This is a genomic window from Virgibacillus sp. MSJ-26, assembly GCF_018918075.1.
Lineage (GTDB): Bacteria > Bacillota > Bacilli > Bacillales > Amphibacillaceae > MSJ-26.
This window is the reverse complement of the sequence record NZ_JAHLPW010000017.1, coordinates 13,059-30,747: the sequence shown is the minus strand read 5'-3', so window position 1 is coordinate 30,747 and position 17,689 is coordinate 13,059. Positions and strand designations below refer to the sequence as shown.

General features: G+C 35.7%; 14 protein-coding genes. 12 read left to right on the top strand and 2 right to left on the bottom strand.

Annotated features, from left to right (window positions below; genetic code table 11):
* Positions 1-161: 161 nt before the first annotated feature.
* The 3 genes from pfkA (at position 162) to KQI49_RS14805 (ending at position 3,448) form a co-directional block, all read left to right on the top strand.
* Positions 162-1,121 carry a 6-phosphofructokinase gene (pfkA, locus tag KQI49_RS14815; RefSeq protein WP_216490208.1) on the top strand — a complete coding sequence of 320 codons (960 nt, stop codon included), beginning with the start codon at positions 162-164 and terminating at the stop codon, positions 1,119-1,121.
* Positions 1,122-1,167: 46 nt separating this feature from the next.
* On the top strand, positions 1,168-2,928 hold the full coding sequence (gene pyk, locus KQI49_RS14810; RefSeq protein WP_216490206.1) for a pyruvate kinase: 1,761 nt from the start codon (positions 1,168-1,170) through the stop codon (positions 2,926-2,928).
* Positions 2,929-3,061: 133 nt separating this feature from the next.
* Positions 3,062-3,448: an FxsA family protein gene (locus KQI49_RS14805; RefSeq protein WP_216490204.1), complete on the top strand. Its 387-nt coding sequence runs from the start codon at positions 3,062-3,064 to the stop codon at positions 3,446-3,448.
* A 10-nt stretch (positions 3,449-3,458) separates the two neighbouring features.
* Here the strand turns inward: KQI49_RS14805 and ytvI are convergent, their stop codons facing one another.
* On the bottom strand, positions 3,459-4,568 hold the full coding sequence (gene ytvI / locus KQI49_RS14800) for a sporulation integral membrane protein YtvI (protein ID WP_216490202.1): 1,110 nt from the start codon (positions 4,566-4,568) through the stop codon (positions 3,459-3,461).
* Between the two features lie 290 nt (positions 4,569-4,858).
* On the opposite strand from ytvI, the gene citZ reads away from it, so the two are divergent.
* The 3 genes from citZ to mdh all read left to right on the top strand — a co-directional run bounded on the left by citZ (position 4,859) and on the right by mdh (position 8,518).
* Positions 4,859-5,977, top strand: a complete 1,119-nt coding sequence (gene citZ / locus KQI49_RS14795; protein ID WP_216490200.1) for a citrate synthase — start codon at positions 4,859-4,861, stop codon at positions 5,975-5,977.
* A gap of 306 nt (positions 5,978-6,283) precedes the next feature.
* Positions 6,284-7,558: an NADP-dependent isocitrate dehydrogenase gene (gene icd, locus KQI49_RS14790; RefSeq protein WP_216490198.1), complete on the top strand. Its 1,275-nt coding sequence runs from the start codon at positions 6,284-6,286 to the stop codon at positions 7,556-7,558.
* 21 nt (positions 7,559-7,579) lie between these two features.
* A complete protein-coding gene (gene mdh, locus KQI49_RS14785) occupies positions 7,580-8,518 on the top strand; it encodes a malate dehydrogenase (RefSeq protein ID WP_216490196.1) in 939 nt (312 codons plus the stop codon).
* Positions 8,519-9,229: 711 nt separating this feature from the next.
* Here the strand turns inward: mdh and KQI49_RS14780 are convergent.
* Positions 9,230-9,706, bottom strand: a complete 477-nt coding sequence (locus KQI49_RS14780) for a MaoC/PaaZ C-terminal domain-containing protein (protein WP_216490194.1) — start codon at positions 9,704-9,706, stop codon at positions 9,230-9,232.
* Between the two features lie 194 nt (positions 9,707-9,900).
* Here KQI49_RS14780 and KQI49_RS14775 point away from each other — a divergent pair, with 194 nt between their 5' ends.
* The 6 genes from KQI49_RS14775 to KQI49_RS14750 all read left to right on the top strand — a co-directional run bounded on the left by KQI49_RS14775 (position 9,901) and on the right by KQI49_RS14750 (position 17,366).
* On the top strand, positions 9,901-10,599 hold the full coding sequence (locus KQI49_RS14775) for a response regulator transcription factor (RefSeq protein ID WP_216490192.1): 699 nt from the start codon (positions 9,901-9,903) through the stop codon (positions 10,597-10,599).
* Positions 10,596-11,978 (top strand): two-component system histidine kinase PnpS, encoded by a 1,383-nt coding sequence (gene pnpS / locus KQI49_RS14770; RefSeq protein ID WP_216490190.1) that lies wholly within the window; start codon positions 10,596-10,598, stop codon positions 11,976-11,978. The genes KQI49_RS14775 and pnpS overlap by 4 nt, the downstream gene beginning before the upstream one ends.
* 75 nt (positions 11,979-12,053) lie before the next feature.
* Positions 12,054-14,696 (top strand): DNA polymerase I, encoded by a 2,643-nt coding sequence (polA, locus tag KQI49_RS14765; RefSeq protein WP_216490188.1) that lies wholly within the window; start codon positions 12,054-12,056, stop codon positions 14,694-14,696.
* Between the two features lie 15 nt (positions 14,697-14,711).
* On the top strand, positions 14,712-15,557 hold the full coding sequence (gene mutM, locus KQI49_RS14760) for a DNA-formamidopyrimidine glycosylase (protein WP_216490186.1): 846 nt from the start codon (positions 14,712-14,714) through the stop codon (positions 15,555-15,557).
* A gap of 46 nt (positions 15,558-15,603) precedes the next feature.
* Entirely contained in the window at positions 15,604-16,203 is a 600-nt protein-coding gene (coaE, locus tag KQI49_RS14755; RefSeq protein ID WP_216490184.1) for a dephospho-CoA kinase, read from the top strand.
* 134 nt (positions 16,204-16,337) lie between these two features.
* Positions 16,338-17,366 carry a glyceraldehyde-3-phosphate dehydrogenase gene (locus KQI49_RS14750; protein WP_216490182.1) on the top strand — a complete coding sequence of 343 codons (1,029 nt, stop codon included), beginning with the start codon at positions 16,338-16,340 and terminating at the stop codon, positions 17,364-17,366.
* The last annotated feature ends 323 nt before the right edge of the window (positions 17,367-17,689 follow it).

The following is a 17,689-nucleotide window of genomic DNA, read 5'->3' as shown; positions in this document are numbered from 1 at the left end:
AATTAAGTTAGAATGGATAATTCATTTGTTTTTGATTGATATTTTATACTGGTCGGTTTATCTTAATAATGAATGAATAAATTTCACATGATTAAATTGGTAAAAATGATTCGTTTATTAAAAACTTTTTTCTTGAAGAAAGGTAAATTAGAGGTGAAAGAATGAATAAAATAGGGATATTAACAAGTGGGGGAGACGCCCCTGGAATGAACGCAGCGATACGGGCAGTGACAAGAAAATGTATATATCACGGTCTGGAAGTTTATGGTATTAATAATGGCTATCAAGGACTTATTGAGGGTAATATTAAGAAAATGGAATTGGGCTCTGTAGGTGATATAATTCATCGAGGCGGTACCATCCTTTTTTCAGCGCGTTGTGAAGAATTTAAAACAGACGCCGGTCAACAAAAAGGCATTGAACAATTGGAAAAATTTGGTATTGATGCTTTGGTCGTTATTGGCGGAGATGGATCTTTTCATGGTGCACAAAAACTAACGGAAAAAGGTTTTCCATGCATAGGTGTTCCTGCAACAATTGATAATGATATAGCAGGAACAAACTTTACAATTGGTTTTGATACGGCTTTGAATACAATTATTGAAGCAATTGATAAAATACGTGATACAGCAACATCTCATGAGAGAACATACGTGATTGAAGTTATGGGAAGAGATGCTGGAGATCTTGCTTTATGGTCAGGCTTAGCAGACGGGGCGGAAAGTATTTTAATTCCTGAAAAACAAGCTGACTTTGATGATGTTATAGAGCGACTTGAAAAAGGTATGAAACGTGGTAAAAAACATAGTATTATCGTGCTTGCTGAAGGGGTTGGCAGTGGTATAGAGTATGGTGATAAAATTAAAGAAGCCATTAACTTAGAAACCCGAGTCACTGTTTTAGGTCATATTCAACGTGGCGGCTCTCCTACAGCAGCTGATCGTGTGCTTGCGAGTCGATTGGGTGCAAAAGCAGTTGATTTATTATTAGAAGGTAAAGAAGGCCGGATGGTAGGATTATATAATAATGAATTGATCGACTTTTCTATTGAAGAGATTCTCGCAGAAAAGCATGTGGTAAATATGGATATGTATAAGTTATCACAAGAACTATCAATTTAATTGATTAATCGACACCGGGTAGTATATTCATTAGGAGGCAATTATTATGAGGAAAACAAAGATTGTTTGTACAATAGGTCCAGCATCAGAATCAGTTGAGACGTTAGAGAAATTAATTCATGCAGGCATGAATGTTGCTCGCTTGAATTTCTCACATGGTAACTTTGAAGAACATCAAGCGCGCATTAAAAATATTAGAACCGCTTCTAAAAATACTGGGAAAACAGTTGCCATATTACTTGATACAAAAGGTCCAGAAATTAGAACAAGAAAATTTGTTGACGGTGAAGTGTATATCAATAAAGACGACACTGTTTATGTTTCCATGAAAGATATTGAAGGTACTGCAGAGCGTTTCTCAGTAACTTACGAAGGTCTTATTAATGATGTTCATAAAGGTTCAAAAATATTACTTGATGATGGTCTCATTGAGCTTGAAGTTGTAAAGATCGACCATGAAGCTAACGAGATTGAAACAAAAGCTCTAAATTCAGGTGAATTGAAAAATAATAAGGGAGTCAATGTTCCTAATGTAAGTGTTAATTTACCTGGAATTACTGAAAAAGACGCTAAGGATATTTTGTTTGGTATTGAACAAGACATTGACTTTATTGCTGCATCTTTTGTGCGAAGAGCAAGTGATATTCTTGAAATAAGAGAACTATTAGAAGAAAATAATGGTACACACATTCATTTGATTCCAAAAATTGAGAATCAAGAAGGTGTAGATAATATTAAAAGCATCTTGGAAGTTAGTGATGGAGTAATGGTTGCTCGTGGTGATTTAGGTGTGGAAATTCCTCCTGAAGACGTTCCTCTTGCACAAAAGAAGCTCATTAAAGAATGTAATCTTGAAGGAAAACCAGTCATTACTGCAACTCAAATGTTAGATTCAATGCAGCGTAATCCACGACCAACAAGAGCTGAAGCATCTGACGTAGCGAACGCAATTTTTGATGGTTCTGACGCTATTATGCTATCTGGTGAAACAGCTGCAGGTAATTACCCAGTTGAGTCCGTTCAGACTATGCATGATATAGCTGTTAAAACAGAAACAGGTCTAGATCATAAATTGATTTTAAAGAAACGTTCCAAATCAATTGCAATGTCTATTACTGAAGCAATTAGCCAATCTGTTACACATACAGCTATGAATTTATCAGTAAGTGCGATTATAACTCCAACTGAAAGTGGTCATACGGCACGCATGATTTCAAAATATAGACCACAAGCTCCAATTGTTGCTGTTACTTTTACAGGGGCAATCAGTCGCCAATTAGCTTTAGCATGGGGTGTCTATCCTATTATAGGTAAACAAGCAAACTCGACGGATGAAATGTTAGATGTAGCGATTGATAAAGGGTTAAGTTCCAATCTGTTTAAACGAGGCAGTAAAGTTATTATAACTGCCGGCGTACCTGTTGGTGAAAGTGGTACAACGAACTTGATGAAAGTTCATATAATCGGCGATGTACTTGCAAAAGGACAAGGTATAGGTAAGAAAAGTGCTTATGGTAAGGCTGTTCATGCTAAAAGTGCTACAGAAGCCATTAATAACGTTGCAAATGGCGATATTATTATCACATATGGATCTGATAGAGAAATGATGCCAGCAATTGAAAAAGCTTCCGCAATTATAACCGTTGAAGGTGGACTAACCTCTCATGCAGCGGTTGTTGGATTAAGCTTAGGGATTCCAGTCATTGTAGGAGTTGAAGATGCATTTGAACTGATTAAAGATGGTCAAGACATCACTGTAGATGGAACGAAAGGTGACATCTACAAGGGACATGCCAACGTATTATAAGCAATGGTTTTTGTCTTTATTTTGTTTGTATTACTCTGCTATGATAAGAAGAGAAGGGGAGACCCTTCTCTTTTGCTGATTTTAAGATGTTTAGATAAGATATCTAATTAAAACTTGTGGGGTGAACTTGTATATGCGATGGTTATTGATATTGTTTTTAGTTTTGCCAGCTCTTGAAATAGGTGTGTTTATATGGGCTGGCGGTATAATTGGACCTTGGTGGGTTGTAGCTTTAATTTTAGTCACAGGTATGCTAGGTGTTATGATTACTAAACAACAAGGTTTAGAAACTTGGCGCCGCGGCCAGCAAGCCATCAATGCCGGCGAACCGCCTACTGAATATATTATTAATGGTATATGTATTTTTGTTGGAGGCGTTTTTTTGTTCACCCCGGGATTTATCACGGATTTTTTCGGATTCATGTTGGTTATACCAGTGACACGCAATATTTTTAAACACATGATAATGAACACGATTAAACGAATGATTGCCAAGAACAAAATAATTTATCGTCGTTGATAGTGCAGTTTTAAGTTTCGCCTTTAATAAAGAGGAGCAATCTAATATGCAACTCACTTTTTTTCATCACAGCAAAGAAAATAAGGATGAATGGCGTCATTAAAAACCCCATCCCTCCGAATACTTGTATGCTTATAAAAAGAATGATTAAACCGGCAAGGGGATTAATGCCAATACTTGCAGTTAATATCTTAGGTTCGAGTAGTTGACGAACTAAAACAACGACCATGTAGACAACAATTAATCCTATAGTTAATGGATAATTCCCCGTGAAAAATAAATATAATATCCAAGGTATTAGTACGAAACCTGTTCCAACCACAGGAAGTAAGTCTACAAAAGCAATAAAGAGGCTGATTGTTAAAGCATGTTCGATTTTTAATATTAGCAAACCAGAATAAATGAGACAGCTGGTAATGAAAATCAATATTAATTGAGCCTTTAAATAGTCTAAAATCACTGTTTTTAAATGTCCTAATAATTCCTGAGTTAAATGATGTAAACTAGGGAAAATTCTGAGTGCTTGATTTTGAATTAACTTCCAATCGTTAGTAATAAAAAAAGTAGCTAATATTATAAAAATTGTCACTGTAATTGAGTTAGGAAGTAAGGTTAATAAAGAAGGGACTTTCAAGAAAAAACTTTGGACAAGCATAGCCCCCTTATCAGCAATATAATTATTCAAACTGTGAATATAATTCGTAAGGGTTGCTTGATGATTTGGATTTAATGAATAAAATAAAGACATGACTTTTTCGTAAAAGGGAATGATTTTTGTGCTAATAAATGAATCCAACATTGAAATGAATGTCTGAAAATGTGTTGGTATTTTATCCGCGAGATACAAAGTCCCATGAAAGACTTCTGTGCTAATTAATACCAAACAGCTTAATAAACTTGTTAAGATCACACCCATCACAAGTAGAGTAGCAATTGTTCTTGGTAATTTGACAGTTCTCTCTAACCGGTTAACTAATGGAATAATCAGAAGAGCAAGTACACTTGCTATTAAAAATGGATAAATATATATATAAATATATTTGAATAGAAGATAACAAACAAAAACAGCTCCGATAACGAGTAAACACCTTAGGATAATCAGTAGATAATGGTTAGACATATATAAACAACTCCATTAAATAGAATATAAAATATGATTGTCCCTATTACATATGCTGATAAATCTTAATTTAGAAGAATGAATTTTTCACGAAAAATGTGTAAAATGTTGCCTTACTTATATAGAGAAAAATGAATATAAACTGCTATTATTAAAGTATTTATAAGAAAATAGTCGGTTTCAATTCACATTAGCGACAGAATACTCTATAATTACGGATGGGGATGACAATAAAATATTAATATTTTATTTATAAGTGTTAGAAAAATATAAAAAGGAGAGGGTTTGTTATGACAGCAACAAAAGGTTTAGAAGGGGTTATAGCAACTCAATCGTCAATCAGTTCAATTATTGATGATCAGCTGACATATGTTGGCTACCGAATTGATGACTTAGCCGAAAATTCAAGTTTTGAGGAAGTCATTTACTTATTATGGAACTTAAAATTACCTACTGAATCACAATTAAATGAATTAAAAGAGGACTTAGTAAAAAATATGGATGTACCAGAAGGTGTCATTGATCATTTACGTTCATATGACTTATCATCTGTCCATCCAATGGCCGCCCTTCGAAGTGTCGTGTCTATCTTAGGGTTATATGATGAAGAAGCCGATGTTGTTGAGAAAGACGCTAATATGCGAAAAGCTATCCGACTTCAAGCGAAAATGTCGACAGTTGTCGCTGCATTTGCTCGAATTCGACAAGGAAAAGATCCTGTAAAACCAAAAAAGGATTTGGGATTTGCAGCAAACTTTTTATATATGCTCAACGGAGAAGAAGCAGAGGATATTGAAATAGAAGCCATGAATAAAGCATTAGTATTACATGCTGATCACGAGTTAAATGCCTCTACATTTACTGCCAGAGTATGTGTAGCCACTTTATCGGATATGTATTCCGGAGTAACGGCAGCTATTGGAGCTTTAAAAGGACCATTACACGGTGGGGCTAATGAGCGGGTAATGAAAATGTTAACGGAGATTGGCGAAGAAGATAATGCGATTCCTTATATCAAAGATGCTCTCGCTAAAAAAGAAAAAATAATGGGAATGGGACATAGGGTGTACCGTAAAGGTGACCCACGTGCGAAGCACCTTAAGAAAATGTCTAAAGAATTAACAAAACTAACAGGACAAGAAAAGTGGTACAATATGTCCGTTAAAATTGAAGATTATATTAAAAAAGATAAGGGATTACCAGCAAACGTTGACTTTTATTCTGCATCAGTTTATCACAGTATGGGTATTGAACATGATTTATTCACACCAATCTTTGCAGTAAGTCGTGTGTCAGGATGGATTGCTCATATTCTCGAGCAATATGATAATAATCGTCTTATCCGTCCACGTGCTGAATATATTGGGCCTAATACCCAAGAATATGTTTCAATTGAAAATAGAAAGTAAGTACAAATGGCCGGTTATGCCGGCTATTTGCTTGCTCTTTAGGACGCTATAACATTAAAAATTCTGGTTGGTCAACTTAGTATTGAAAGTGTTCGTCTAACTTCAACGCCCAGCCCCTCGAGGTCTTAAGCAATTAATCTCTGCAGGCATAAGATGCCACGGCGACTCATTGCTTAAGCTTTGACTGAGGCTAACCGAGCGCTTCAGCTTTTGTTCTTTTATATCTATATTCGAATGAAAATAAGGCAAGAAACAGTGTAATGTGATAATATGTAATGTGGATTAAGATTATAGGAGGATTTAATCATGACAAATGGGGAAAAAATAACTGTAGAAAAAGACGGAAAATTAAATGTACCTAACGAACCAATTATTCCTTTTATCGAGGGAGATGGAACTGGTCCAGATATTTGGGCAGCAGCTAAGAATGTTTTAGAGGCAGCTGTTGAAAAAGCTTATAACGGTGACAAGAAGATTGAGTGGAAAGAAGTTTATGCTGGAGAGAAAGCGTATAATAAAACAGGCGAATGGTTGCCACAAGAAACATTAGATCAAATTGATGATTATAAAATTGCCATCAAAGGTCCATTAACAACACCAATTGGGGGAGGATTCCGTTCATTAAACGTAGCTTTACGTCAAGAGCTGGATCTCTTTACATGTCTACGCCCAGTTCGTTATTTTGACGGTGTACCTTCACCTGTAAAGCATCCGGAAGATGTTGATATGGCTATTTTCCGTGAGAATACAGAAGATATTTATGCAGGAATTGAGTGGCAGGAAGGAACTCCTGAGGTTAAAAAGGTTATCGACTTTTTACAAAACGAGATGGATGTAAAAAATATTCGTTTCCCTGAGACTTCTGGCATTGGAATTAAACCAGTTTCCGAAGAAGGAACAAAGCGTTTAGTTCGTTCAGCAATTAATTATGCAATTGATGAAGGGCGTAAGAGTGTTACACTTGTTCATAAAGGAAATATTATGAAGTTCACTGAAGGTGCCTTCAAAACTTGGGGCTATGAAGTAGCAGAAGAAGAATTCGGTGATAAAGTATTTACTTGGGCCGAATACGACCGTATCGTTGAAAAAGACGGTAAAGATGCTGCTAATAAAGCTCAAGAAGAAGCTGAAAAAGCGGGTAAAATCATTGTGAAAGATGCAATTGCAGATATCTTTTTACAGCTTATTTTAACTCGTCCAAAAGATCATGAAGTCGTAGTTACTATGAACTTGAACGGAGATTATATCTCTGATGCGCTCGCAGCTCAAGTAGGTGGAATCGGAATTGCTCCGGGAGCGAACATAAACTATGACACAGGTCATGCGATCTTTGAAGCAACACATGGAACTGCACCAAAGTATGCAGGATTAGATAAAGTTAACCCTTCTTCAGTCATTTTATCTGGTGTCCTTATGCTAGAGCATCTCGGTTGGAGAGAAGCGGCAGACTTAATTACTAAAGCTATGGATAAAACCATTGCATCAAAAGTTGTCACATATGACTTTGCTCGTATGATGGATGGTGCACAAGAAGTTAAGACATCTGAATTTGGTAAAGAACTAATTAAAAACATGGACTAAGTTCCAGTAGGAGGATTACCAATGGGAATTAGACGTAAAAAAATTTCGGTCATGGGGTCAGGATTCACTGGTGCGACGACCGCGTTAATGCTTGCTCAAAAAGAGCTTGGCGATGTTGTGCTGGTTGATATTCCCGATATGGAAAATCCAACGAAAGGTAAAGCATTGGATATGCTAGAAGCTAGTCCTGTCCAAGGCTTTGATGCTCATGTTTTAGGATCCACTAATTACGAAGATACAAAGGATTCAGATTTAGTTATCATTACGGCAGGCATTGCACGTAAACCAGGAATGAGTCGAGACGATCTTGTTAATACAAACGCAAAGATTATGAAATCTGTAACGAAGGAAATTGTTCGATATTCTCCAGATTGTTATATCGTTGTCTTAACAAATCCAGTGGATGCGATGACGTACACAGTTTTTAAAGAGTCTGGATTTCCGAAAGAGCACGTTATAGGACAATCTGGCGTGTTGGATACAGCTCGTTTCCGCACATTTGTTGCTGAGGAATTAAATCTGTCAGTTAAAGACATTACAGGGTTTGTTCTTGGTGGTCACGGAGACGATATGGTACCACTTATTCGTTATTCTTATGCAGGTGGTATTCCACTTGAAACATTAATAGAAAAGGATCGACTCGATGAGATTGTAGAACGTACAAGAAAAGGTGGCGGGGAGATTGTCAACTTATTAGGCAATGGAAGTGCCTACTATGCCCCTGCCGCTTCACTTACTGTAATGGCTGAAGCGATTTTGAAAGATCAAAGACGTGTTCTACCTTCAATTGCCTATTTAGAAGGGGAATATGGTTATTCAGATATCTATTTAGGAGTGCCAACAGTCCTTGGAGGAAGCGGAATTGAAGAAATAATAGAACTTGATTTAACTGACGAAGAAAAATCAGCCTTAGACAAATCAGCCGACTCAGTCAAAAACGTCCTTGCTATTCTCAAGTAACTTATTAAGCATCTGTCATACAAAATGACAGATGCTTTTTTAAATGAACCTTTCTAACTATCGCATCATACATAAACTGCGACATAGTTTGGATTAAGAATCTTTACCACTTCTGTGAAAGTAAGCGATAATCCGAACGCTACGGAAAAAAACGCTACGCTTTCCGTGGGCGGCTGATGAGCCTCCTCGAGCTACGCTCTCCGGGGTCTCATCTAGGCCTCAGCTCCCACAGGAGTCTCCGCATTTTTTCCTACGCTGATTTCAGCGTAATATCATTGTACAAAATTGGCTTATAATAGTATTAAATAACTTTAATAGTCTGGGTGAGCGCAGGGCGGTGACTCCTCGAAAATTTAAAACCATTTTCTTCGTGCGATGCAAAGCTGCCGAAGTTTTTCTTGTCCTGCGGGAACAGCAAATGGTTTTCGATGGGGCGAACGATAGTGCAGTCCCACGAGTCTGAAGACCCCGCAGAGTGGGTAAAGCTAATGAAGGCCGACTAAAACCGTCCTTTGCGGACAACGCCGGCATACCCCTTGCCGGGGCAAGGAGGCTGAAGCCGTGCCCGCGGAAAGCATCCGCCCAGAGCGATCCCAGACGGTCATGATTACGCTTGCGTTGAAAACAGCCCATTAGTTACTGCACATAATATATCAACTGTGTATTATTATAGTTATAAGGTTGGATAGTTTAAGTTTGTTCTATAATTATTTAAAGAAAGTTTTCTAAGGAGCTGGCGGTGATGGATTTTAGTTCGTAGGCGGGTTGGACATCGAGATTTCCTTTAATTACCTCATCACCATTTAAGTCAAAACCAACGATATTGATATTTACAAAATGTTCTTTTTTATGAATTGCAGTGATTTCGAGATTTAATTTTACTTTTGATTCATGGTGTACAGGTTTAGGAAAGGCCATTTCATGTCTTATAATGTGGCTTCCCGGTCCTGGTAAATGCATGGATACAACGGAAGACACCATTCCAAATAACATGACTGATGGCACGATCGGTTCATTGTAAGGTGTTTGTGATGCATAGTCATGTTGAATATAAAGTGGGTTTGCATCATCTGTTAAACCTAAATACAATAATAATTCTTTATCTAAAATAATATGTTCTGCTGTATAGGTATCACCTATACGAAGTTCCTCAATTTTTTTACCAAGTTTTCGTTTCTTACCAATCAATTTGGTACCCCCCTCAGCAATGTAAGCGCTTACCATTATACCAGAAAAATTTAACTTAAACAACAAAGCCCTATCCTTAATTGTCATATCTTACACAATGTTTTCGAATATGGATTAAATGCATTATAATAGAAAGAGATTAATTTTTTAATGATTAAGTACGTTCAATTTGTTTATTAAAGTGGGGAATGTGGATGAAGCAAAAAATTTTAATCGTAGATGATGAAGAACCCATTGTGACGTTATTAACTTTTAATATTCAGAGAGCTGGTTATATGACTGAAGTTTCCTATAATGGAAAGGATGCTATCAATAAAGCCATGTCACATGATTTCCATCTCATTATATTGGACTTAATGCTTCCTGAAATAAATGGCATGGAAGTATGCAGGTATTTGAGGGAACACGATGTAGATACACCCATCCTAATGTTAACTGCCAAAGATAATGAAATGGATAAGGTTAAAGGATTAGAGGTAGGGGCTGACGACTATTTAACAAAACCATTCAGCCCAAAAGAAGTTATAGCACGTATAAATGCTATATTACGTAGGGTTGAATTGAGTAGAACGTTAGAACATACTAAAATAAAAATAGGTGATTTAGTCATCTATCCAGACAGCAACGAAGTAACTATTCAGCATCAGAAATTAACATTCACTCGAAAAGAATTTGAACTTTTATTATATCTAGTAACACATAAGGGAAAAGTTTTATCAAGAAATCAATTACTAAAAGATGTTTGGGATTATGACTTTGTTGGGGATACTCGAATTGTCGATGTTCATATAGGGCGACTGAGAGAAAAAATTGAACCATCTACAAAAAAACCAACATACATTATAACAATACGCGGACTCGGCTATAAAATGGAGGACCCAGAAAAGATATGAAACCACTATTCAAAAAACCATTATCACTATACTTATTAGGAGTTCTAGCTCTTCTGATTGTCTCAGGTGCTATTTTAAGCAGACTAACTGATGAATATATTATCTTAATTGCGATACTAGGGATTGAATTTATTATTCTCTCAATGATGTTACTTTATGTCTATAATAAATACTTAAAACCTATTAGTAAAGCAGTTGAAACAATCGAAGAATTAGTGCAGGGAAATTACAGGGCAAGGGTTCGCTATCAAGCTCAAGGTATGATAGCTGATTTGAACCAAAACATCAATCAACTAGCTAGGAGTTTGAGTGAACTAACCATTCAAGAAGAAATGAAGACGAAACAGTTGTTAACTGTTTTAAATAATACAGAGAGTGGCCTTGCGCTTGTTGATGAAAAAGGATACTTACATTTAGTCAATAGAAAATTCCTTAGTCTTTTTAACAAAAGTAAAGATGATTACATTGGTTATCTTTACTACGATGTCATCGAGGATGAGAAAATTCAGAATACCGTTCAGGAAGCATTTTTATATGAAAAAAACATAAAACAATCTTTTACGCTTCCAAGTGACGCAGGTGATAGATATATAGAAGTTGTAAGTGCGCCAATATTCAATGAAAGACAGATGTTAAAAGGTGCAGTAATTGTACTCTACGATATTACCGAATTAAAACAAGTTGCTATGATGCGAAAAGATTTTGTAGCAAACGTCTCGCATGAATTAAAAACACCAATCACCTCTATTAAAGGATTTGCAGAAACTTTATTGGATAATAAAGCAACTAATAAAGAAACTGAGAATCATTTCTTAAATATTATTTATGAAGAAAGTAGTCGGCTTCAATTTTTAGTTGAAGATTTGCTAACACTTTCCACGCTCGAAAAAGATGATTTTCAACTGAAAATATCGAATACCAACCTATCAGAAATCGTGGCTGATATGTGGCCGATGGTAAAGCTTCAAGCAGAAAAGAAAAATATTACACTTAATTATTTTATGGAAAAAGAGTATATTTTAACAGCAGATGGTGAGAAATTAAAACAAATCTTAATTAATTTGGTTGGAAATGCGATTAGCTATACACCCGATGAAGGTGAAGTTACATTAACTATTGATGAAATTGATCAATTTATTCGTATCAACGTTAAAGACACTGGTATAGGAATCAATCAGGATGATTTACCGCGTCTCTTTGAACGTTTTTATCGGGTAGATAAAGCTAGAAGCCGAAATACAGGTGGAACAGGTCTTGGCTTAGCTATTGTCAAACATATTGTAGAAGTTCATGGAGGGAAAATAAATGTGGAGAGTGAAATTAATAAAGGCTCTTCTTTCACTGTTTGTTTTCCTAAGGAACTAACTTTTACTAATTAGAAAAACTAGTGATATAAACGAATCATTGATAGAATGATGAAAAATAATTAGGTGTAAAAATTGGGAGGTAGTCAGTTGGCAAATAAAAAATTAGTTTTAATTGATGGTAATAGTATAATTTATCGAGCTTTTTTTGCTTTACCATTATTAAATAATGATAAAGGTGTATACACGAATGCTGTTTACGGTTTCTCTACCATGTTGTTTCGTATCCTGGAAGAAGAACAGCCATCACATATGCTCGTAGCTTTTGATGCAGGAAAAACGACCTTTAGACATAAAACATATAAGGATTATAAAGGTGGCCGCCAAAAAACACCACCAGAACTATCAGAACAATTTCCTTTAGTAAGAGAGTTGCTTGATGCATTCCATATTTCTCATTATGAACTAGATCAATATGAAGCAGATGATATCATTGGAACACTTGCTCAAAAAGGTAAAGAAAAAGAGTGGGATGTTACAGTCATTTCTGGTGATAAAGACTTACTTCAACTTGTATCAGATAAAGTAACAGTTAATTTAACGAGAAAAGGAATCAGCGAAGTAGACGCCTATACACCTCAGATTTTGGAAGAAAAAGTAGGAATATCACCTAATCAGGTCATTGATATGAAAGCCTTAATGGGAGACAAGTCAGATAATATCCCGGGGGTTCCAGGAATTGGTGAAAAGACAGCTGTGAAACTGTTGAAAGAATATAAAACGCTAGATAATGTTTATGAGCATTTAGATGAAGTGAGTGGAAAAAAACTAAAAGAAAATCTTATTACTTATAAAGATGATGCCTATTTAAGTAAGGAACTTGCAACTATTGATTTGAGTACACCTGCAAAAATTAAACTGGATGATGTTGCTTATACTGGTTTCGAATCAAGTAAAGTACACAACCTATTCAAGGATTTAGAATTTAATTCCCTATTAAATAAATTAAATGGGGAGGATGCAGAAAATGAAGAAGTAAGCGCCGAGTTACAAAAAATCGAATATCAAATTCTAGATAAAGTGACAGGCTCGATATTTACTGGCAATGAAGCTATTTTTGTAGAGATGTTAACCGATAATTACCATCAAGCACCAGTCGAAGGAATTGGAATAGTTAATAGCGAACAGGCTTATTTTGTCCCTACAGACGTTGCTGTTAAATCTACAATATTCAAAGACTGGGCAGAGGATTCGGATAAAAAGAAAATAGTCTTTGATGCGAAAAAAGCATTGGTTGCTCTATTAAATAAAGAGATCCATCTTGCAGGTATAGATTTTGACATGCTTCTTGCATCATATTTAGTGAATCCTGCTGAAAATCATCATAGTATTCCAGCGATAGCGAACAGATACGGCAAGAAAAATGTATTGTTTGATGAGGAAGTATATGGTAAAGGCGCAAAATTAAGCTTGCCGGAGCAATCTGTATTAGCTGAACATGTCGTAAGAAAAACCAAGCTTTTATTTGAGTTGAAAAATGATATTGAAATAGAACTTCAAAATAATGCACAATATGAATTGCTAACAGAGTTAGAGATGCCTCTTGCGTTAATTCTAGGAGAAATGGAACATCTTGGAGTCAAAGTTAACGTAGATCGCCTAGAAGAAATGCGTATAGAATTAAAGCAACGACTAGATGATATTGAGAAAGAAATCTTTGAGCTTGCTGGTGAAAAATTTAATATTAATTCACCGAAACAGCTAGGAATTGTTCTGTTTGAAAATCTAAAACTTCCAGTTATTAAAAAAACGAAAACAGGCTATTCAACAGCTGCTGATGTGCTTGAAAAACTTGAAGATAAGCATGAAATCATTTCCAAGATTCTTTTATACAGACAGTTGGGGAAACTGCAATCAACGTATATTGAAGGTTTAATAAAAGTTGTTGATAATGATACTCATAAAATTCATACACGATTTAATCAAGCATTAACTCAGACAGGACGTTTAAGTTCGGTGGAACCTAACCTGCAAAACATTCCTATACGTCTAGAGGAAGGTAGAAAGATTAGACAAGCATTCATTCCTTCAAAAAAAGATTGGGTTATTTTTTCAGCCGACTACTCGCAAATTGAACTTCGTGTTTTAGCTCATATTGCCAAAGATGAAAAACTTATCAATGCATTCAAAGATGATACAGATATTCATACTCAAACGGCAATGGATGTATTCCATCTTAATCGTGACGAGATTGATTCAAATATGCGCAGACAAGCAAAGGCCGTCAATTTTGGTATTGTATATGGTATAAGTGACTATGGTCTTTCCCAAAACTTAGGGATAACTCGTAAGGATGCTAAACATTTCATTGAAAGATATTTTAAGAGTTATCCAAGTGTTAGTAAATATATGGATGATATTGTTCAAGAGGCTAAGCATCAAGGGTATGTTTCTACATTGATGAAGCGAAGAAGATATCTGCCAGAAATAACAAGTAGGAACTTTAATTTACGTAGTTTTGCAGAACGAACTGCGATGAATACGCCAATTCAGGGGAGTGCTGCGGACATTATTAAGAAAGCTATGATTGATTTAGATAAAAGATTAAAAGATGAAAAAATGGAAGCAAATATACTTTTGCAAGTTCATGACGAACTTATTTTAGAAGCTCCACAAGAAGAGATAGATGAATTAAAAACCATTGTTCCTGATGTCATGGAAAATACGGTACAATTAGACGTTCCTTTAAAAGTTGATTATTCTTTCGGGAACAGTTGGTTTGACGCAAAGTAAGGGGAAGAGAACAAGATGCCTGAATTACCAGAGGTTGAAACAATAAAAAAGACACTCAATCAATTAGTGTTAAATAAGACAATTAAAGAAGTTAGTGTTTATTGGCCAAATATTATTAAGAAACCAGATGATATTGAGGCATTTAAACATATGTTAATCGGTCAAAGAATCAATGATATACATCGAAGGGGTAAATTTTTATTATTTGAATTGGATGATTATATGCTGGTATCCCACTTACGTATGGAAGGGAAATATAGTCTCCATTCTAATGATGCCCCGTTAAAGAAGCACACTCATGTGATATTTAGTTTTACTGACCAAACAGAACTTAGATATAACGATGTTCGCAAATTCGGGACAATGCATCTCTTTACTAAGGGACAGGAAAAGTCTCAAAAGCCGTTGCAACAACTTGGTCCTGATCCATTTGATGATGAATTTACTTTTGATTATTTTTATAATAAATTAAATAAAACTAGCCGAGTCATTAAAGTAGTCTTACTTGATCAGTCGGTGGTTGCTGGATTAGGGAATATATATGTTGATGAAACGCTATTTAAAGCTGGCGTACATCCGGAGAAAAAGGCTAATTTATTGTCCGAATATGAAGTCGAAGCTGTCCGGAAACAAGCCATCTCAATATTAAAAGAAGCAGTTGCAAAAGGTGGCACAACGATTAGGTCATATGTTAATGGACAAGGTGAAATGGGAATGTTTCAACAAGAACTGTTTGTATACGGTCAAGAAAACCAACCATGTAAACATTGTGGCCAAGCTATTGAAAAAATAAAAGTTGGTGGACGGGGAACTCACATATGCACAAAATGCCAAGAGTATGATGGATTAGGTGTTAAGTGATAACCTATTTATCCAGTACAGCTGAGTTGTATGAAGGAGTTTTATTATGACATTAACAATTGGTTTAACCGGAAGTATTGCTACAGGAAAAAGCACGATATCACGAATGTTCGATGACTTCAACATACCTGTCATTGATGCGGATAAAATTTCTAGAGATGTAGTTGAACCAGGAATGGAAGCATACAAGGAAATTATTAATCAATTCGGTGAAGAAGTCTTAACCGATGAAAAAACAATAAATCGCGCTACATTAGGGGATTTAATATTTTCTGATGAAGCGAAGCGAATTCAATTAAACAATATTATCCATCCAGCGATTAGAAAAGAAATGCTACGTCAACGAGATGAATTGATAAATAAACAATTTAAAAGTGTAGTCCTTGATATACCTTTATTATTCGAAAGTAAACTAACCCATTTAGTGGATAAAACGATTGTTGTTTACGCAGATGAAAAAGTACAACTGGAGCGATTAATGAAACGTAATAATTATTCAGAAGAAGAAGCGCTTAAACGAATCAAATCACAGATGCCTGTAAAAGAAAAGGCAACCCTTTCAGATGAAGTGATTGACAATAATGGGTCTAAACATGACTCTTACATCCAGTTGGAATCCCTGTTGAAAAAATGGCATGTTCTATAATGCGAAAAATGTAAAGATATTTTTGAATATATAAACATCTAAAACTTACAAAAACAAGAACATTTTCCACCTCAATATGTTATACTATTATTAGATTATCGATAAAAAGTATGACATATACAGGAGGATCACAAATGAGAAAGCCACGTATTGCAATAAATGGGTTTGGACGAATTGGAAGAATGGTATTTAGACAGGCGATGAAGGACAGTCAAATAGAGGTTGTAGCGATTAATGCCAGCTATCCATCAGCTACATTAGCTCATTTGGTTAAATATGATAGTGTTCATGGTGCCTTTGATGCAAATGTGACACCATTAGATGATGGTATAGAAGTAGAAGGTCACAAAATATCACTTGTTAATTCTCGAAATCCTGAGGAGCTCCCGTGGAAAGAATATGATATCGACGTGGTTATTGAAGCGACAGGACAATTTGTAACAAAAGAAGAAGCTGGACGTCATCTTAAAGCTGGAGCTAAAAAAGTAGTTATTACAGCACCTGGTAAACAAGTAGATAATACGATTGTTATCGGTGTGAACGAAGATGAATATAATGAAGAAACTGACGATGTGATTTCCAACGCTTCATGTACAACAAATTGCCTAGCGCCAGTTGTCAAAGTTTTGGATGATCAATTTGGGATTGTTAATGGCTTAATGACGACTGTTCATGCTTTTACAAATGATCAGAAAAACTTGGATAACCCTCATAAGGACTTAAGACGAGCAAGAGGTTGTACTCAATCGATTATCCCGACAAGTACAGGAGCTGCTAAAGCTTTATCAGAAGTTATACCACATTTAAATGGAAAATTACACGGAATGGCTTTAAGAGTACCTACGCCAAATGTTTCATTAGTCGACTTAGTTGTTGATATCAAACAGTCAGTAACAGAAGAAGACGTTAATAATGTGTTTAAACAAGCGGCGGAGAATGAATTATCAGGGATTATAAAGTATAGCGAGGATCCGCTAGTTTCAATTGACTATACGACAACCAATTATTCAGCAATAATTGATGGCTTATCAACAATCGTCATGGAAGATAATAAAATAAAGGTACTTGCTTGGTATGACAATGAATGGGGCTATTCAGCACGAGTAGTTGATTTAACCAAGCTTGTTGGAAACCGCCTATACTCTAAAGAAAAAATTTCATAACAAATTATTCACTATAAATCGAACGTCTCATCATGTTGGTAAAAGGTGAGGCGTTTTTTATTTATGTTTTTTAAAATAAAGATAACACGTCAGCGATTATTTCCCCCCAAAAAATATTTGATTTCTCAATAAGACATATAAATAAGAATGATCAGTTTACATAAACTGCGCAGTACCAATAAGGTTGTTTTCAGAGCAAGCGTAGTTTCCACCGTCTGGGATTGCTCCGGGCGGATGCTTTCCGCGGGCACGGCCTCAGCCCCTCAGAAGCAAAGAACGCTTCTTGCGGGGTCTTCGGACTCGTGGGACTGCACTATCGTTCG